Below are 18,697 nucleotides of genomic sequence, written 5' to 3' on the forward strand. Positions count from 1 at the left end.
TCCGGCGCTTTTTTCTGCCGGCCTGCGCCGGAAGTGCTATTCTGCGCGACGCCCCGGCGCACACGGACCGGGGCTTTCGCAAATCATTCAAAAGACGACCATGCAAACTTTGACCTTCCTGCGCGCGCTGGGCTGTGCGCTACTTTGCCAGGTAACCCTGGCCGCGCACGCCGACCCCCTCAGCTACGCGCGCTACGACCAGGTGCGCACGCGCGACCTGCAGCTGGACCTGAAAGCGGACTTCAAGCAAAAGACCCTGTCCGGCTATGCGGAGCTGTCCTTGAACTGGATCGATCCGGCGGCGCGTACCCTGGTACTCGATACGCGCGATTTGTCGATCGCGAAAGTGCAGGTACAGGACAAGCGCGGCGCATGGCAGATGGCGCCGTACCAGCTGGACAAGGCCGATCCGGAAAAAGGCCAGGCGCTGCGCATCACCACCACGGGCCAGCCGGGCAAGGTGCGCGTCTACTATCACACGGCGCCGAACGCCATCGCGCTGCAGTGGCTCACGCCGCAGCAGACCATGTCGGGCAAGCTGCCTTTCATGTTCAGCCAGTCGCAAAGTATCAACGCCCGCTCGTGGGTACCGTCGCAGGATACGCCGGCCGTGCGCTTTACGTACAGCGCGCGCATCGAGGCGCCAGCGGGCATGCGCGTCGTGATGAGCGCCGAGAATGACGAAAAAGCGACGGGCAAGGGCGGCTGGAAATTCAGGATGCCGCAGCCGATCCCCTCGTACCTGCTGGCGATCGCCATCGGCGAACTGGAAGTGCGCAAGCTCGGTCCCCGTTCCGCCGTGTATGCCGAGCCGCCGCGCATCAAGGCGGCCGAATACGAGCTGGCCGACACGGAAAAGATGATCCAGGCAGCCGAAGCGCTGTACGGTCCGTATGGCTGGGGTCGTTACGACATGATCGTGCTGCCGCCATCGTTCCCCTACGGCGGCATGGAAAACCCGCGCCTGACCTTCCTCACGCCGACCATGATCGCGGGCGACCGCAGCCTGGTCGACCTGATCGCGCATGAACTGGCCCACTCGTGGTCGGGCAACCTGGTCACCAATGCCTCGTGGAAGCACATGTGGCTCAACGAAGGTTTTACCACCTACGTCACCACGCGCATCGTCGAGCAGCTGTATGGCAGCGAAGTGGCGCAGATGGGCGTGCAGGTCGACCAGGAAGAACTGGCCGCCTCGATCCGCGAATTGCCGGCAGCGAAAACGGCATTGATCACGCGCGATGCGGACGCCAATCCCGCTGAAACCTACACGGACGATGGCATCATCTACCCGAAAGGCGCCTGGTTCCTGGCCACCATGGAGCGCCGTGCCGGCCGCGCCGTATTCGACCCCTTCCTGCGCGGCTGGTTCGACCAGCACGCGTTCCAGAGCGTGACGACGGAGCAGTTCATCACCTACCTGCGCAAGAACCTGCTGGCGCAGCATCCGGACGTGATGCCGGAAGCGGAACTCGATGAATGGCTGTATGGCACCGGCGTGCCGGCCAGCGCGCAGCGCGTCGTCTCGCCGCGCCTGGCACTGCTCGACCAGCACCGCGACGCCTGGCTGAAAGGCGAGCTGGCGACCAATGACCTGGGCATGGACAAGTGGATCGCCATCGAATCGATGCACTTCCTGAACGATATCAACAACAAGGCCAGCGCAGCGCAATTGCGTGAGCTGGGCCAAGCCTACGGCGTGGGCAAGAGCGGCAACAATGAAGTGGCTTACCGCTTTTATCTGGCCTCCGTGAACGCCGGCTACGATGTGCGCCAACCCTTGCAGGCATTCCTGATGAGCGTGGGCCGCCAGAAGTTCGTCGTGCCCCTGTACAGCGCCTTGATGAAGACGCCGCAGGGCCATGCCTGGGCCAAGGACGTGTATGCGAAGGCGCGTGAACGCTACCACCCGGTGACGCAGGAGAGCGTCGATAAATTGATGGCCGCGCAAGCGCATTGAACCTTCTTTGGATATCCTGACCATGCATACCATGAACCGTCTTGCCGCCGCCATCGTGCTGGCGTTTTCCAGCATCGCCGTGCCGGCGCTGGCTTTGGACGCCGCACCCGTTGTTGCCGCTGCGCCGGCGCCCGCGCCCGCCTTCGATCTTGAGCGCGACGTTGCCACCGCCCTGAAAGTGTTCGACGTGCCCGGCATGGCGATCGCCATCGTCAAGGATGGCAAGGTCGTCACCGCCAGGGGCTTTGGCGTACGCAAGCTGGGTGAACCGGCCGCTGTCGATGCGCAGACCCTGTTCGAAGTGGCATCGAATTCGAAAGGCTTCACGGCCGCCGCGCTGGCCATGCTGGTCGACGATGGCAAGCTGGCCTGGGACGATCCCGTCACCAAGCATTTGCCCGGTTTCCAGATGCACGATTCCTACGTGACGGGTGCCATGACCATCCGCGACCTGCTCACGCACCGCAGTGGCCTGGGCCTGGGCGCGGGCGACTTGCTGTGGTGGCCGACCACCACGTTCAGCACCGACGAGATCATCGAGAAGCTGCGCTATATCCGTCTGGCCACGAGTTTTCGCAACAGCTATGCCTACGATAACCTGCTGTATATCGTGGCCGGCAAGATCATTGCCGACAAGGCGGGGAAAAGCTGGGGCGAGGCCATGCACGAACGCATCCTGGCGCCGCTGGGCATGACGGGCACCACCACCAGCCTGCTTGAAAACGCGGGCAAGTCCGACGTCGCCAGTGCGCACAGCAAGATCGACGGCAAGATCGCCGCCGTGAAGTCCATGCCCGTGCCGAATGCCGTGGGTGCCGTCGGCATCAACACGAATGCGGAAGATATCGCCAAGTGGATGATGGTGCTGCTCGACGGCGGCAAGATCGCCGGCGTGAAGGACAAGGATGGCAAGGACGTGCGCCTGTTCAGTGAAAAGCAGGGCCGCGAGATGTGGACGGCGCAAACGCCGATCAAGATTTCCGAGCCGAAGCCGGCGCTGGCCGCAACGAAACCGAATTTCAGCGCGTATGGACTGGGCTTCCAGCTGCGCGACTACAAGGGCATGAAAGTGGCCATGCACGGCGGCGCGCTGCAAGGATTTTATTCGCGCGTGGTGATGGTGCCGGAAGCAAAGCTGGGCGTGGCCATTCTGACCAATGCGGAAAATGGCGGTTCCATGACGGCGCTGCAATGGCGCATCCTCGACCATTACCTGCAGGCGGCGCCGTCGGACTGGCTGGCGCTGGTGGCCAAGGTGGAGCAGGACCAGCATGCCGAGGAAGTGAAAAAGCAGGGCAAGGCGTCGAGCGCACGTGCGGCCAGATCGCAGCCATCGCTGCCGCTGGCGGCGTATGACGGCGAGTATGAGGATGCCTGGTATGGCAAGGTCACTATCCGTACGGAAGGCAAGAAGCACATCCTCAGCTTTACGCGCACGCCGGACCTGACGGGCGAGCTGGAACACTGGCAGCACGACACCTTCATCGTGCGCTGGAAGGAGCGCAATTTCAACGCCGATGCCTACGTGACGTTCTCGCTCAATCCCGATGGCAGCATCGACCGGGTAAAGATGGCACCGGTGTCGGCCGAGACGGATTTCAGCTACGACTTCCAGGATCTGAGCCTGGTGCCGGTGAAGCCGAAGGAAGCAAAGAAATAAGGTATCGATACAAGAACCGCAGCCTGTGCTGCGGTTTTTTTTCGCCTGTTTCCATGCAAATGCACGGCAGGAGGGCGGCGGGCCAGTTTTTATTCCATGAAATGGGATGAAAAAGAAACGTTATCTTGTTTTATTGTTTGCGTATTTATTAACTTTTCAAGGTGTTACTATTTCCGTGCGCCATGAAATTCGTCTCTCGACAGGCAGTTTCTGGCGGCTGGCGTCTTTGTCTTCCAGTGGTTTTATATAACAACTCAACTCTTTGGGAACGGGATAAAAATGATCAATGTGAAAAAAGCCGTATTTGTCTTTTGCGCCGCCGTCGGTTTTGCCGGCGCCATCAGTTCTTCCGCATATGCCCTGCCAACCCGTGAAACCTGCGAGGAAGCCTATACCGCGTGCGTGACGGATGGCGATGCCAGCTCCTGCTCCCTGGTCAAGCGCCTGTGTGGCGTGTACGGCATTTACCTGTAAGGCGCGCTGCGCGCACAAGACGATGGCGGCGCACCGTTTCGGCCCGCCGCCATTGGTCTGGTCAGTGACTCAGGGTTTGACGAATTTCAGGGTCATGCGGTCGCTCTCGCCGATGGCCGTGTATTTGGCCCGGTCCACATCCTTGTTGGCATAGGTCGGCGGCAGCGCCCACACGCCGCCCTGGTGGTCTGCCGTGTCTTTCGGATTGGCGTTGATGTCCGACTTGGCCGCCAGTTTGAAACCTGCGCCTTCAGCCAGCTTGATCACATACGCTTCGTGCATGTAGCCGCTGCTGGCCGTGGCATCCTGCGCCTTGTTGGCCGGCAGGCGGTGCTCGACGACGCCGAACACGCCGCCCGGTTTCAGGCTGTCATACACTTCCTTGAACAAGGTCTGCATGCCGGCTTCGCCGATGGGTATCCAGTTGTGGATATTGCGGAAGGTGAGCACCATGTCGGCCGTGCCCTTGGGCGCGATGCGGTAGGTGGTGGGGGGCGCGAAGGCGCCGATCTCCACCTTGCCGAAAGCCGCCGGGTTGGCGTCGAGCTTTTGCTGGAAGCGCGCCGCGCCGCGGCGGGCGCCTTCGCTGCTTGACTGCGGGTCGTTGCCGGCGGCGATCAGCTTGCCGTTGTCGCGCAGGTAGGGCGCCAGGATCTCCGTGTACCAGCCGCCGCCGGGCGCCAGTTCCACCACCGTCATGGTCGGCTTGATGCCGAAGAACGCCAGCGTTTCATACGGATGGCGGGCGCTGTCGCGCAGCGCGTTGGCCGGCGTGCGCGCACTGCCGGCGATGGCCGCCTTCAGGGCCGCGTCGCCCGCATCGGCGGCCAGTGCCGCACCGCTGCCGCCACAGGCCAGCATGACCGTCAAGGCCGTGGCCAGGGTTACTCGCTTCATCATCATATGCTCCATGCGTGATTGGATCGGTTGCTCAATTGGTGGCGATCGCCATCAACGCCGATCATCGGGCAAGCACGCTGGCCGGTCAAGCGGATTCCGTCCCCCATGCGGCGGCATATGCGGGCATTTCGCTGGTGTTGAGTGCATCGGCGATGGCCGTGCCCCGTCCGTGCGTAAACGGCAGTTCACCCGTCCAGACGGCATGCGCCATGTCGCCCGCGTCGTCGAGCGGGCCGCCCTTGCGCTGCTTGACGGCGCATTCGTCGAGCGCGATGCGCAGCACGGTGGTGGCCGCGTACTCCTTGGCGCTGCCGCCGCGCACCTGCGCCAGGCGTCCCGGCGCCAGTTTTTCCATCAGCGCATCCATGGCCGCATGCTGCTGGCCGATATCGCTTACTTTTTCAAACTGCCCGTACACCATCGCCGAGCGGTAGTTCATCGTGTGATTGAAGGCGGAGCGCGCCAGCACCAGGCCGTCGAGATGGCTCACCGTTACGCACACATCGGTATCGTGCAAGAGCTGCTTGAGCATGCGGCTGCCGTTCGAGCCATGGATGTACAGGTGCCCGCCGATGCGCCAGCAGGCGGTCGGGATGCAATGGCTGCCCGTGTCGTCGCGGAAGGCGATATGGCACAGGTAGGCGGCATCGACGATGGCGTACAGGGTGGCTTGATCGTAGCTGGCCAGTTCGGCGACGCGGCGCACGCGGGTACGGGGGCTGGGAGGCAGGGCGGTAGCGGTCATGGCGGAAGTCCGGTTGGTTGAAGAAGCTGGCCGCACTATAATCTGCATCTGGCCCTGAAAAAAGATCCAGAACCGACAAATAATTTGGAGCCACCAAGGAAACGCATGGATTTTTCTTTACTGCTTGATGCATTCGAGCGCACGCACCGCGAGCGGGGCTGGCCGCGCCAGCGCCTGCTGCATGAATGCCTGCGCGCGGCGATCCGCAGCGGGCAGCTGGCGCCCGGCACGCGGCTGGCCGCCACGCGCGTGCTGGCCGCCGAACTGGGACTGGCGCGCAATACCGTGCTGTACGCCTACGAGCAATTGGCCAGCGAAGGGTTTGTCTTGCCGGACCGGCGCGGCACCGTCGTCGCCGGCAGCGCCGGCATGCCGGAAGCCGTGCCGGCGGCCGGCAGCAAGGATGGCTTGTCGCGCCGCGCCCGGCATTTGCGCGGCGTGGCGGGACAGGATGTGAATGCGGCGCTGGTGTTTCCCGCCGACGCCATGGGCGCGTTCGCGCCTGGCGTGCCGGCGCTCGATGAATTCCCGCTGGCGCAGTGGCGGCGCATGCTGGACCGCGCATGGCGGGCGCTGACGCCGCGCCAGCTCAATTACGGCGACCCTGCCGGCGAGCCGCAGCTGCGCATGGCCATTGCCGAGCATTTGCGCGCCGCGCGCGGCGTCGTCTGCGATGCGGGCCAGGTGTTCATCACGGACGGCACGCAGAGCAGCCTCGATGTCTGCCTGCGCGCCTTTGCCGACCAGGGCGATACCTTGTGGATCGAGCATCCCGGCTATGGCGGCGCGCTGGCTGCGGGCCGCGGCGCCGGCTTGCAGGTGACGGGCATCGCCGTTGACATGGATGGCATCGCGCCGACGGATGACGACTGGCGCGAGACGCCGCCGCGCCTGATCTACACCACGCCGTCGCACCAGTATCCGACGGGCAGCGTGCTCAGTCCCGCGCGCCGCATGGCGCTGCTCGAACGCGCGCGCGCGGCCGGCGCCCTGATCATCGAAGACGATTACGACAGCGAATTTCGCCATGGCGGCCCGCCCCTGGCCGCCATGCAGGGACTGGTGGCCGACGCGCCCGTCGTGTACCTGGGCACCTTCAGCAAGACCATGTTTCCCGCCTTGCGCATCGCCTTTATCGTCGTGCCGTCCGCGCTGGCCGGCGCCTTCGCGCAGATGCAGGCGCAGGGTGCTGCGCGCGGACGGGTAGCCGAACAGCTGGCGCTGGCCGACTTCCTGCGCAGCGGCCTGTTTGCGCGCCATGTGCGCCGCATGCGCCGCCTGTACCGCCAGCGCCGCGACGCCTTGAGCGAGGCCTTGCAGCGCCATGCGTGTGGCGGCGCGGCCATCCATGGCGGCACGGCCGGCATGCACCTGGCGCTGCGTTTTCATGAAACGGAATGGGATGACCTGGCGCTGAGCCGGAGCGCCGCGCAGGACGGCATCGTGGCGCTGGCCCTGTCCGCGCACGGCACGGGAGAAGGGATGGGCTGGAACGGCTTCCTGCTCGGTTATGCGCAGGTGCCGGCCGAGAACATGGACGGCCTGGCACGCCGCCTGGGCGCGCTGCTTGCGCAAGCTGGCGCGGCTGGGCAGGCGAAGCGGTCACAATAGGCCTTTGCCAGCACGAGGAAGAGGACTACCCATGATACTGAGCTGGAAAGCCCCGGTTGATTACCATGACAAACTGACCGGCTCCTACGACAAGGAAGGTGGATCCTATGAGACGGCTGGATCGAACTTCGACTATCTGGCGCTGCTGCAGGGGGCTCCGTATCCGTTCGGTATGGACAGGCCCCCCGTGCATTTCGTCTGCACCCGGGAAAGGCTCCTGAAACATGACTGTCTGTGGCTGCTGGGGGACGTGCCGCTGGTCTCGGCCCGCCTGGCCGGGTTCCTTGCCGGCGTCGCCGGCCAGGACGTGGAATTGCTCTCTCCCGCCTGCATCATGGCGGGCGGTGAACCTGTGGAGCAGCCGTTTTACATCGTGAATGCGACGCAACACGTACAGAGGGTGGACCTCGAACGTTCAATCGCGGAAAAAGATGACAAGGGCAACGTCATCTACTTCACGCGGACGTTTTTGCGCGATGAGGAACTGGCGCCAAGGCAGATCGCCAGGGATGCGCAATCGGGCGACCTGTTGATCTCCAGCGAGCTCGCTGGCCTGATGAAAGCCGCGCGCTTCAACGGCGGCAAGAGCCTGGGGTTTTATCGCGCCGCAGGAAACTGGCAGCCTGTCCTGGAATGAGATCGCATGGCTTACTGCTGGTCCTGCATCCACTGCTTCAAGCCGTTGACCCAGTTCTTGGCGGGCAGGTTGAACTGCTTCCTGATGGTGGCGGCGCGTTCGTATAAATCGCTGAAGTCGAGCGATGGCGATTTTTTGAAGGCCAGCACGACGATGTTTTCATCTTCCATTTCCGGCACCCAGACGACGGCGTCGAAAACCAGTTCCATCGCCTGTAGATTCTTGTCGTAGTTGGGGAAGTCGCCGAAGACATTCGTGCACATGATGCCATCGTCGGCCAGGCAGTCGTGGCAAGCCTGGTAGAACTCTGGCGTGTCGAGTACGGGACCGCGCGCGTCTTCGTCGTACAGGTCCACTTGCAGCGCGTCGACCGTGCCGTGGTTGGCAGGATCGAGCACGAAGTCGAGCGCATTCATTTCACGCACATCGAGGCGCGCGTCGTTCGGCGGCAGCGCGAACTGGGCGCCGCAGATGGCGATCACGTTCGGATTGAGTTCGATGGCCGTGACCGTGGCGTCGGGGAAGCGGCGGTAGCTGAATTTGGTCAGCGCGGCGCTGCCCAGTCCCAGCTGTACGATGCGTTTGGGCTGCGTCTTGAACAGCATCCACATCATCATCATCTGCACGTATTCGAGCTCGATGGCATCTGGCTTGTCCAGGCGCATGGCGCCCTGTACCCACTTGGTTCCCAGGTGCAGGTAGCGGATGCCGCGGTGTTCGGTGGTGGTGGCAGGCGGGTGGCCCGGGTGGCTGAAAGCGGTATGGCTGGTGGAGGTAAAGTCGGTCGTCATGGCGCCAGTTTAGCAGCCGGGTGAAAAAAAAGACGCCGCAGCGTCTTTTGGGTGGTGCGCTCAAGATTGCTTGCGGCGTCGTGCCAGGAAGCCCAGTATGCCCAGGCCGGCCAGCAGCATGCCATACGTTTCCGGTTCAGGAACGGGCGCCAGGTTCAGGTTGAAGGTGCCGCCATAGCTGCCGCCGTTGCTGTTGCCCATGACGGTGAGGACCATCGGACCGTTGAACAGCAGTGTGGTTGGCGCCAGCACCTCGCCCTGGGCATAGCCGAAGACGGTGGGGCCGCCAAAACCGGTCAGGGAGATGCCGTTCAGATTGGCGCTGGTGAAGTTGATGGAAGCCGGGTCGCTGCCCGTGACCGACAGGTTGGCCAGGAAGGCTTGCGCGGTCGAACCGAAAGTCGCGTCGGGAGTGAACGTGAACGTATCGGTAAAGACGCCTAGCGGCGTGGGAGTGGCGTTGAAGCCCCCCGTCCACAGGTTGCCCGTGGTGTTGGTCAGGTTGATGGTGTACGACGCAGCATATGCGCTACCGATGGTTGCAGCGCCCAGTACCGCTGCTGCGATGAGTGATTTCAGTTTCATATTTATCCCCGCGAAAAAACGATTAATGTTTCAAAAAAAACCGTGCCGCTCAGATAAATTATCGCCACGACATTTCATTGTCAATGAGCTATTTTTATATCATTATGCAAACTTAAATAGCTTATTTCTAACACACGGGCATGGCGCTCATGAAGTTGCAATATTAAAAACTCTAATTGTCAATATTGTACCGAAAAATAATTGCGCAGCGTGTGATGAAAAAATCGTTACGCCAGTAACTAATTTCTGTCCAGCAAGGGCAGAATCAATGTCACCGCCAGGCCGCCACCTTCGCGGTTGGCCAGGGTGATGCGCCCGCCATGGGCTTCGGCGATTTCGCGTGCCAGCGCCAGGCCAAGTCCCGTGCCGCTGCGCTTGGTGGAATAAAACGGTACCAGCGCGTTTTCCAGCACGGCGCCGCTCATGCCCGGGCCGCGGTCGCGCACTTCGATGCGCAGCTGCCCTTGCGCCTGGCTGACGTGCAGGCCGATATGCTCTTGCCGCGAACCGGATTCCAGCGCATTCTTGAGCAGGTTCAACAGTGCCTGCTGCATTTGCGCCGCATCGAACACGGCCGCCTGTGCGGGCGGTACGCAGTCGAGCGCGAAGGCCGCCTGCGAGGCCAGGCTGTCGAGAAAAGGCTGCCACTCGCACGGCGCCAGGCGTGGCGCGGGCAGCTTGGCAAAGCGCGCATAGCCGAGAATGAAGGTTTCCAGGTGGCGCGTGCGCTCCTCGATGGTGGCAAGGATTTGCGGCAGGCGCTCCGTCTGGCCGCGGCGCACCAGCTCGGCGCCGGAATGGGCCAGCGAGGCCAGCGGCGCCAGCGAGTTGTTGAGTTCATGGCTGATGACGCGGATGACTTTTTTCCAGGTCTGCACTTCCTGGCGCCGCAGTTCCAGGGTCAGCTGGCGCAACAGCAGCAGTTCGTGCTTGCGCCCGTTCAGGCTGAAGCTGCGCCGCGCCAGGTGATATACCTCTTCCTGCTCCCCTTCGCCGCTGGTAAACAAGCCGTCGTGGCGGCGCGCCAGCGCTTCGGCCAGGGCCGGTGCCGCCTGTTGCACGATGTCGGCCAGGTGATGCCCCTCGAGCCGGCGGCCGTGGTGCAGCAGCTGGCGCGCGGCCAGGTTGGCGTAGACGATAGCGCTGCCTTCGGCCACCAGCAGCATGGCCACCGGCGTGTTTTGCACCATGGTGTCGAGCAGCAGTTCGCGCTGTACCAGGTCCAGGCGCTGCTTGCGCAGCACGTCGCCCAGCGCATTGTGGGCCGCCACCAGGTCGGCCAGTTCGTCGTTCTGCGGCCAGCGCAGGCTGAAGCCGAAGTCGCCGTCCTGGTAGCTGGCGACGGTGCCGCTCAAGGCGCGAAACAGCGACAGCATCGCTTGCAGCTGCGCGCGGATGGTAATCACGGCCACCGGCAGCACGCACAGCAGGGTACCCGCCAGCACCAGCAGCGGCTGGCCGGGTAAAAAATGCGCGAGCAGCAGGGCGATGACGATGCCCAGCACCAGCAGGGTGACGATCAGCGCCGTCCAGCGCGTGAGCAGGGAAAGGCGCATGGGACGGTAGGCCATCAGCCGCGCGCGATGCCCAAGCGTTCCATGCGCCGGTACAGCGCCTGGCGCGACAGTCCCAGTTCCTGTGCCGCCTGCGCTACCACGCCGTGTGCGCGCGCGAGCGCCGCGGTGACGCTGTCGCGGTCCGGCTCCGTCGCGGCGCCATCCTGCGGCGCGCGCAGCGATGGCACACCCGCCAGCGGCAAGCCCGTTTCCTGTGCGCGGATCACGGGACCGGCCGTCAGCAGGCTGGCGCGCTGCATGACGTTTTTCAGTTCGCGCACGTTGCCGGGCCAGCCGTGCACCAGCAGGGTGGCCTGCGCTTGCGCGTCCAGGGTTTTTTCGCTGCCCAGGAAATGCTGTGCCAGCACCAGGATGTCGAGCGGGCGCTGGGCCAGCGGCGGCAGGCGCAGTTCGATCACGTTCAAGCGGTAGAACAGGTCTTCGCGAAACGTGCCGGCCTTGATCATCGCCGGCAGGTCGGCGTTGCTGGCGCTGATGACGCGCACTTTCACTTGCCGCTCGCGGTTCGAGCCGAGGCGCTCGAAGCGTCCCGTTTCCAGTACGCGCAGCAGTTTCATTTGCCCGGCCAGCGGCAGGTTGCCGATCTCGTCGAGGAACAAGGTGCCGCCGTCGGCCGCGTCGAACTTGCCGTCGCGCGCGCGCGTGATGCCCGTGTAGGCGCCCGCCTCGGCACCGAACAGTTCCGCCTCGATCAGCTCGACCGGCACGGCGCCGCAATTGAGCACGACGAAGGGGCCGCTGGCGACCTGGGAATTGGCTTGCACGATGGCGGCGATGCGTTCCTTGCCGCTGCCGTTTGGCCCCGAAATGAGCACGGGCACGTCGGCCCGCGCCACCTGGCACGCCAGGTGCACGACTCTTTCCGTGGCCGGGTCTTGCCACACCATGCCGCGCAAGTCGAAGTCTTTTTCCAGCGCGTGGCGCTGGCGCTGCTCGGCCACGACGCGCTGGCGCAGCGCGCGGCTGGCCTGTCCCAGTTCCAGCAGGTTCTGCACGGAAGCGATCAGGCGCCGGTCATCCCATGGCTTGGCCAGGTAGTCGGCCGCGCCGGACTTGATCAGGTCGACGGCCGCGTCGAGCTGTGTCCATGCCGTCAGCAGGATCACGGGCAGATCCGGGTAGCGCGCGCGGATCGCGTGGAACAGCGCGCTGCCTTCCTCTCCCGAAGTGGTGTCGGCCGTGAAGTTCATGTCCTGCACCACCAGGTCGATGGCGTGGCGCTCGAGCAGCTGCAGGCCTTCCTCTGGCGAGGCGGCGCGCACGGCGTCGATCTCGTGCAGGGAGAACAGCACGTCCAGCGCGATGGCCACGGCGGCATTGTCGTCAATAATCAGTACGGTAGGCATGCGCGCAGCATATCACTCAGGTGCCGGCTCAGGTACTGCGCGTGGCCGTGGCCGGCGAAATACTGGCAGCGCGCCAGGCTGGCCCATACACGGCGCCCACGCCCAGCAGCCAGAATACCAGCGCGCCGGCCAGCAGGTAGCCGGGCGGCAGGCGCGCCATTTCCAGCTGGCTGACCAGCAGCTGATTCAGGCCCAGCGCCAGCACCACGCCAGCCGCCACGCCGACGCTGGTGATCATGAAATTCTCCGTCAGGAAGTAGCGCAGGATGTCGATGCGGCGCGCACCGAGCGCGCGGCGCACGCCGATCTGCTTGCGCCGCTGCGAGACCCACAGGCTGGCGATGCCGACGATGCCGCTGGCCGTCACCAGCAGCAGCAGGGTGCTGACGGCGATGAGCATCCAGGACAAGCCCTGGTCGGCCAGATAACGTGTCTTGCGGTGCTGCTCCAGGGTATCCGTGCGCACCAGCAGGCGCTCGGTGCTGGACGTGCGGATGGCTTGTTCCGCCTCCTTCATCAGGCGGTTGCGCTGGCCTGGTTCTGCCCGCACGGCAAATAGCAGCGAATCGCGCCCGCCCGCCAGGCGCGCCGGCAGGATGATCGAATACTCGCCCTGGGCGCTGACCTGGCCGACCTGCGTCTGCAGCCGTTCCACCACGCCGACCACGCGCATCTCGTCATCGTTGTCGCCGGTGCCATTGAACAGGGGTTTGCCGACAAAGCTGGTTTCGCCTGGCCAGATTTTTTGCGCTGCGGCGCGCGTCACGATCACCACCTTGGGAAAGGTTTCATCGACGTCTTCATTGATTTCCGGGACCTCGTCGGGATGGAAATCGCGGCCTTCCACCAGCTTCAGGCCATATGTCCTGACCAGCGAATCGGGCGTGACGTACATCGAGGTGCTGGCGCTGGCCTCGGCCTGTCCGCGTTTGGCCGCGACGTTGGTGCTGCTGCCGGAACGCGACAGCACGGCCTGCGTGGTTTGCGCCACGGAGACCACGCCCGGCAGGGCGCGCAGTATCGCGGCCTGGCGCTTCTGTTCGGCTATCTGGCGCTGCGGGCTGCCTTTGTCCATGCTCTGGACTTTGACATAGAAGATGTCGTTTTCGGCCGCCACGCCGGTGGGACGGGCGGCGATAGCCTGCCGCAGGTTGACGATGTACAAGGCGTTGGCCAGGATGGCCAGGCTGATGGCAACTTGCACGGCGACGAGCACGGCACCGGTCTTGTTGCGCATCAGCGCCGACAGGATGGGGCGGATTTCCATGTGGGGCCTCATTGTGAAAAGGTGGGTGTCATTGGGATTTGAGCTGCATCGCCGGCGTGACCTGGCAGGCGCGCCAGGTGGGCAACAGCCCTGCGAGCAAGGCCGCCAGTACGGAAACGGCAAACGTCAGCAGCAGCATCGGGACATCCAGGTGCGCCACGGTGCCCAGCTCCCTCGATTGCGCGCTCACCACGGCCAGGGCGGCATAGGCCAGCAACAGGCCCAGCACGCCGCCGGCCAGGCCGATGACGCCGGTCTCGATCAGGAACTGGCGAAAGATGTCGCGCCGCGTGGCGCCCAGTGCGCGGCGGATGCCGACTTCCGCCGCCCGCGCGGAGAACTTGGCCAGCAGCAGGCCGATGGTGTTGACCAGGCAGAGCAGCAGGAAGCCGAAGGCCAGCCAGGCAGCCAGCTTGTTGTCGTTGTCGACCACGTTGAGGAAATCGAGCCACTGCCTGACGTCGTACAGCATGTTGGGCGCATGGCGTGGCATGCGGCCCAGCTTGCGCTGTTCGGCCGCATAGCTGTCGAGATAAGCCTGCAGCTCGCTGCGTTCGCCGGCGCTGGCCATTTCAAACCAGAATTGCAGCCAGGTGCAGTCCGATGCCAGGATGCCCTGGTAACCGGGGCTGCGCTCGACGCCGCTGCAGGCCATGCCGCCGTCATGTCCCGTTTCGTGGCGGATGGCACTGGCAAACGGAATGAAGAATTCATCTTCCGTGCCAAAGGCGCCCTTGCTGCCGATGATGCGGTGCACGCGCGGCACGGGATCCCAGCGATCGAGCACGCCGCTGACCAGATAGGGGCGTCCCAGCACCGTCACGCGCTGGCCCACGGGATTGACTGTGCCCAGCAGCTTTTCCGCCAGGGCGCGGCTCAGGACGATGACGTCGGCGCCGCTGGCGTCGTCGGCCTCGCTCCATGGCTGGCCATACAGGAACGGTACTTCAAACATGGCGAAGAAATCGCGCGTGGGTGCCAGGCCCTGGGCCCGGAAGGCGCCGAGGTCCCTGCGCGCCGGCTCCACGGGTCCGGCCACGCCGTACATGACACTGCGGCGGATGCCCATCTTGCTGGCCATGAAGTTCTTCGCATCGGTATAGGCGAGCTGTGACTGGCCAAAGCTGGGTTTGGTGCCCGGCGTATAGCCTTTCAAGGGAACTACATCGATCATCGGCACGAACAGGCGGTCGCTCTTGTGCGGCAGTGGATCGCCCGACATCGCATGCAGGATGGTGACGGTGGCCACGCTGGCGGCCACGCCGACGGCCAGGGTCAGCACCATCAGCGCCGTCAGGGCGGGATTGCGGCGCAGGTTGCGCAGGCCCAGCTTGAAATAGTAGTGGAACATGGCGGCTCCTAGGCTGTCGCGTGCTGCGGCTTGAGCGACAGCGTGGCGCCATGCTGTACCAGGTCCGACACCTGGCCGTCGATGATGTGCACATTGCGCTGGCTGCGCAGCGCCAGTTCCGGATCGTGCGTGACCATCAGGATAGTGGTGCCTTGCGCATTGATTTCTTCCAGCAGCTCCATCACGCCGCGCGCCATCTGCGTGTCCAGGTTGCCCGTCGGTTCATCGGCCAGCAGCAGTTTCGGCGAGCCGGCCAGTGCGCGCGCGATGGCCACGCGCTGCTGCTGGCCGCCCGACAATTCGGCCGGATAGTGCTTCATGCGCGAGGCCAGGCCCACCTTGGCCAGCGCTTCCTCGATGCGCTCCTTGCGTTCGGCGCGGTTGAAACCCCGGTAGCGCAGCGGCACGTCGACATTGTCGAACAGCGACAGGTCGGGAATCAGGTTGAAACCCTGGAAGATGAAGCCCAGTTTTTCATTGCGCAGGCGCGAGCGGGCATTGTCGTCCATGCCCCTGACGTTGACACCGTCGAGTATGTATTCGCCATCGGTGAATTCCTCGAGCAGGCCGGCGATGTTCAGGAAGCTCGTCTTGCCGGAGCCGGACGGTCCCGTGACAGTGACGAATTCGCCCTGGCGGACGTGGATCTCGAAGCCGCGCAGCGCGTGTGTTTCGATCATGTGGGTGCGGTAGATCTTGCTCAGGTTTTGCATGCGCAGCATGGAGGGCTCCTGGTTGAATGAGTATTGTTAGTTGAGCGAGACGCGGGCCGCGTTCGCGAAATTTTCCGTGCCGGCGACCACCACCTTGTCGCCCAGTTTCAGGCCGCCGAGAATCTCGACAGCAGAGATGCTGGTGGCGCCCAGCTTGATGGGCGTGCGGACGGCCACGCCATCGCGCACCACGTAGGCAAAGCGTCCGCCTTCGGCTTCGACGAAGGAACCGCGCGCCAGCATCAGCACATTGGGCCGCTCGTCGATCAGCAGGCGTGCCGAGACGCGCTGGTTCTGGCGCAGGCCAGCCGGCTGTTCGCCGTTGAAGCGCACGCGCGCCAGCACCTGGTTTTTTACCACCTCGGGCGACAGCGCCGACAGCTTGCCGGTCGCCTTGATGGCGCCCGTCTCGATCTCGGCGCTCATGCCCAGGCCGATGTCGGCCACATACGTTTCCGGCACTTCCAGCTCCACTTCCAGCTGCGACAGGTCGACCAGGGTCATCAGGGCCGTGTTGGCCTGCACCACGCTGCGGTTGGCCACCGACAGCGTTCCGATGAAGCCATTGACGGGCGCACGCACGGTCAGCTCGTCGACCCTGCGCTGCGCGTTGTCGCGGCTCAGGCGCTGGCGTTCCAGTTCGTTGACCCGGGTCTTCAGCGCCAGGGTCACGTCCTCGCCTTCCAGGCCCGCCGCCTGCGAAGCGTGCTTGCTGCGGATCTCGGCGGAATTCAAGGCATCCTTGGCCTTCTGGTAATCGATCTTGGCAATGATGCCCACCTGCGCCACGCTTTCATAGCGCTCCAGCGTGCGCTGGGCGGACAGGCGCTCGATTTCCGCCGTATCTGCTTCGCGCCTGGCCAGCAGTTTCTGTTTCTTGGCCAGGATCTGCTGGCGCGCCACTTCCGCTTCCAGCTGCTGCACGCTCGACTGCTCGCGTTTCAGCGCGTCCGACAGGTCGGGCGATTCCAGCACGGCGAGGATGTCGCCCTTTTTGACGGTGTCGCCCGCCTTCGCTTTCAGCGTGACGGTGGCCACCGTGGTCGAATACAGCGTGGGGCTGATGGCGGCCACCACGCGTCCGTTCACGGCGGCGTCGCGGATCAGGGTGCCGCGCGTGACGTCGGCGATGCGCAGGCGGTCGGCATTGACGGAATGTTCGCTGTTGCGCCAGCCGGCAACGGCAGCGATGGCGGCGCCGATGACGACGGCGGCGCCGGCCAGCAGCAGGGCGCGTTTCTTGTGGCGCTGGCCCGGCGGGGCGGACAGTACGGCGTCTTGGGAGGATGTATCGCGGATCATGGTCAGGTCTCGTGAAGGATGCCTTTTCCAATGCACGATCCATGCCATATGTTAAGTCCTTGATTTGGATGGAAAAAAATTCCAGCGTCCGGCTGTCCGCCGTGTCCGCGCTGTCCAGCGTGTCCGTCCGCGCAGGTTCCACTTGATAAATTGGCAATCGCCTGCATCTGCTGTGGCGACTCTTTTTTGACTCCTCCCCAAGGCGCCATGCATCCGTTTTTCCAGCAAATTTTCCCTGCCCGTGCCTTTGCGCCAGCGCTCGATTATCCTTTTGCGCGCAGCGACGTGGCGATGCTGCAGCGGCTGACGGGCGAGGCGCCATCGCTCGATGGTCAGACCTGGAACGAACTGTTGCTCGACCAGTACGCGTCGCAACTGGCACGCGAGACCAGCATCTTTGGCCAGCAGGAGCTACACCGACGCCTGAGTGGCGGCCAGGCCGATCCTGGCTCCATTGCGCGCGTCCAGCGATTGCTGGATGACCCGGTCCAGGCGGCGAGCCTGCAGCGCGCCTGCCTGCCCTTGCGCCAGGCCGATACGGAAGTGAGCGAGACCCTGTTCGGTGCGGCGCTGGCAGCGGCGCCATGGTGGAGTGCCTGGCTATGGCTGGTGCCGCTGGCCTTGCTGCTGACCATCGCCGCCAGCTGGCTGGCAGGTTGGCCGGCGCTGTTTGGCGTGCTGGCCGCCTGTGTTGCGCTGATGACCGTGCAGGTGCGTTTTTACGAAAGCGCCAAGCTATGGGAACGCACGCTCGATACCTTGCGCCATCTGCTGAAAACCCGTGCCGCGCTGGTGCGGCTCGATGTACCGGCAGCCTTGCCATTGGCTGCCGGCAGCGCGCAGGCGGCCAAGCTGACGCGTGCCATCGAGCGCTCGCTGCTGCATTACGTGCCCTTCATCGATACGCTGCTGGTCGAATATGGCGACTGGCTCCTGCTGAAAAACGTCAAGCACTATTTCCGCACGCGCCAACTGGTCGCGCAGCAGTTGCCCTTGCTGCGCGATAGCTTTACCCAGGTGGCCCAGCTGGAAGCGGACCTGGCGCTGGCGCGGCAATTGCGTGCGGCCCCCGTGTTTTGCTGGGCTGGCCTTGCGGCACCGCGCGCGCTGGCCTTGCGGGGCATGCTGCATCCCTTGCTGGAGAACGCTGCGCCGTTGTCGTTCGGCGTGCAGGGCAAGGGGGGCTTCATCTCCGGCCAGAACGGCATCGGCAAGAGTACCTTGCTGCGTTGCATAGGCTTGAACCTGGTCTGTGCGCGGGCCTTTGGCTTCTGTTATGCGGACAGTGCTGATGTGCCGCGCCTGGCCGTGTATGCGAGCATGCAGAATGACGATTCGCTCGACGGCGGCGAAAGTTTATATATCGCCGAATTGCGGCGTGCACGCGAATTGCTGGCGCTGGCCGAGAAGGGCGCGCCGGCGCTGTTCCTGATCGATGAAATCTTCCGCGGCACGAACCACCTCGAATCCGTGGCGGCGGCCGCCGCCGTGCTGCATTCCCTGGCCGCGCGCCACCTGGTGATCGTCTCGTCGCACAATCTGGTATTGGGGCCGCTGCTGGAAGACTGTCTGGCGCCGTGGTGCGTGGGCCGCGATGACGCCGGCGCGCTGCTGCTGGCGCCGGGCGTGCTGCAGGCCACGAATGGCATCGCCCTGCTGGCGCAGCGCGGCTTTGACGCCGGTATCGCAGACAAGGCCGGGCGCGTCTTCGACTGGCTCAGCACGCACATGGCGCAGCCGGCCGACTGCGGCGGCGTGCTCGAACGGGCCTGATGGCC

General features: G+C 64.3%; 16 protein-coding genes. 6 read left to right on the forward strand and 10 right to left on the reverse strand.

What is annotated here, in order from left to right; genetic code table 11:
- Positions 1–100: 100 nt before the first annotated feature.
- The 3 genes from LSO07_RS02895 (at position 101) to LSO07_RS02905 (ending at position 4,094) form a co-directional block, all read left to right on the forward strand.
- Positions 101–1,960 (forward strand): M1 family metallopeptidase, encoded by a 1,860-nt coding sequence (locus tag LSO07_RS02895; RefSeq protein WP_151092226.1) that lies wholly within the window; start codon positions 101–103, stop codon positions 1,958–1,960.
- 22 nt (positions 1,961–1,982) lie between these two features.
- Positions 1,983–3,620 (forward strand): serine hydrolase, encoded by a 1,638-nt coding sequence (locus LSO07_RS02900; RefSeq protein WP_151092228.1) that lies wholly within the window; start codon positions 1,983–1,985, stop codon positions 3,618–3,620.
- A 279-nt stretch (positions 3,621–3,899) separates the two neighbouring features.
- Positions 3,900–4,094: a hypothetical protein gene (locus tag LSO07_RS02905; RefSeq protein WP_034783267.1), complete on the forward strand. Its 195-nt coding sequence runs from the start codon at positions 3,900–3,902 to the stop codon at positions 4,092–4,094.
- Between the two features lie 69 nt (positions 4,095–4,163).
- On the opposite strand, the gene LSO07_RS02910 is transcribed toward LSO07_RS02905, so the two are convergent.
- Positions 4,164–4,994 carry a class I SAM-dependent methyltransferase gene (locus tag LSO07_RS02910; RefSeq protein WP_151092230.1) on the reverse strand — a complete coding sequence of 277 codons (831 nt, stop codon included), beginning with the start codon at positions 4,992–4,994 and terminating at the stop codon, positions 4,164–4,166.
- Between the two features lie 85 nt (positions 4,995–5,079).
- A complete protein-coding gene (locus LSO07_RS02915) occupies positions 5,080–5,739 on the reverse strand; it encodes a pyridoxamine 5'-phosphate oxidase family protein (RefSeq protein ID WP_151092231.1) in 660 nt (219 codons plus the stop codon).
- Between the two features lie 105 nt (positions 5,740–5,844).
- On the opposite strand from LSO07_RS02915, the gene pdxR reads away from it, so the two are divergent.
- Positions 5,845–7,350, forward strand: coding sequence for a MocR-like pyridoxine biosynthesis transcription factor PdxR (gene pdxR / locus LSO07_RS02920; protein WP_151092232.1), 1,506 nt, complete (start codon positions 5,845–5,847; stop codon positions 7,348–7,350).
- Between the two features lie 31 nt (positions 7,351–7,381).
- Complete coding sequence (locus tag LSO07_RS02925) at positions 7,382–7,987, forward strand: hypothetical protein (RefSeq protein ID WP_151092234.1); 606 nt, start codon at positions 7,382–7,384, stop codon at positions 7,985–7,987.
- Positions 7,988–7,998: 11 nt separating this feature from the next.
- On the opposite strand, the gene LSO07_RS02930 is transcribed toward LSO07_RS02925, so the two are convergent.
- The 8 genes from LSO07_RS02930 to LSO07_RS02965 all read right to left on the reverse strand — a co-directional run bounded on the left by LSO07_RS02930 (position 7,999) and on the right by LSO07_RS02965 (position 16,919).
- Positions 7,999–8,778: a spermidine synthase gene (locus LSO07_RS02930; protein ID WP_099390224.1), complete on the reverse strand. Its 780-nt coding sequence runs from the start codon at positions 8,776–8,778 to the stop codon at positions 7,999–8,001.
- 60 nt (positions 8,779–8,838) lie between these two features.
- Positions 8,839–9,363: an FxDxF family PEP-CTERM protein gene (locus LSO07_RS02935; protein WP_070259937.1), complete on the reverse strand. Its 525-nt coding sequence runs from the start codon at positions 9,361–9,363 to the stop codon at positions 8,839–8,841.
- A gap of 239 nt (positions 9,364–9,602) precedes the next feature.
- Complete coding sequence (locus LSO07_RS02940) at positions 9,603–10,919, reverse strand: sensor histidine kinase (protein WP_225317157.1); 1,317 nt, start codon at positions 10,917–10,919, stop codon at positions 9,603–9,605.
- A 14-nt stretch (positions 10,920–10,933) separates the two neighbouring features.
- A complete protein-coding gene (locus tag LSO07_RS02945; protein ID WP_151092237.1) occupies positions 10,934–12,286 on the reverse strand; it encodes a sigma-54-dependent transcriptional regulator in 1,353 nt (450 codons plus the stop codon).
- Positions 12,287–12,314: 28 nt separating this feature from the next.
- Positions 12,315–13,553: an ABC transporter permease gene (locus LSO07_RS02950; protein ID WP_151092239.1), complete on the reverse strand. Its 1,239-nt coding sequence runs from the start codon at positions 13,551–13,553 to the stop codon at positions 12,315–12,317.
- Between the two features lie 28 nt (positions 13,554–13,581).
- Complete coding sequence (locus tag LSO07_RS02955) at positions 13,582–14,904, reverse strand: ABC transporter permease (RefSeq protein ID WP_151092241.1); 1,323 nt, start codon at positions 14,902–14,904, stop codon at positions 13,582–13,584.
- An 8-nt stretch (positions 14,905–14,912) separates the two neighbouring features.
- Positions 14,913–15,626 (reverse strand): ABC transporter ATP-binding protein, encoded by a 714-nt coding sequence (locus tag LSO07_RS02960; protein ID WP_070259929.1) that lies wholly within the window; start codon positions 15,624–15,626, stop codon positions 14,913–14,915.
- 27 nt (positions 15,627–15,653) lie between these two features.
- Positions 15,654–16,919, reverse strand: coding sequence for an efflux RND transporter periplasmic adaptor subunit (locus LSO07_RS02965; protein ID WP_092609193.1), 1,266 nt, complete (start codon positions 16,917–16,919; stop codon positions 15,654–15,656).
- A 186-nt stretch (positions 16,920–17,105) separates the two neighbouring features.
- Between LSO07_RS02965 and LSO07_RS02970 the strand changes: the two genes are divergently transcribed.
- Complete coding sequence (locus tag LSO07_RS02970; RefSeq protein ID WP_225317158.1) at positions 17,106–18,692, forward strand: MutS-related protein; 1,587 nt, start codon at positions 17,106–17,108, stop codon at positions 18,690–18,692.
- Positions 18,693–18,697: the final 5 nt, after the last annotated feature.

Source organism: Janthinobacterium sp. PLB04, from assembly GCF_021165895.1.
GTDB lineage: Bacteria > Pseudomonadota > Gammaproteobacteria > Burkholderiales > Burkholderiaceae_D > Janthinobacterium > Janthinobacterium lividum.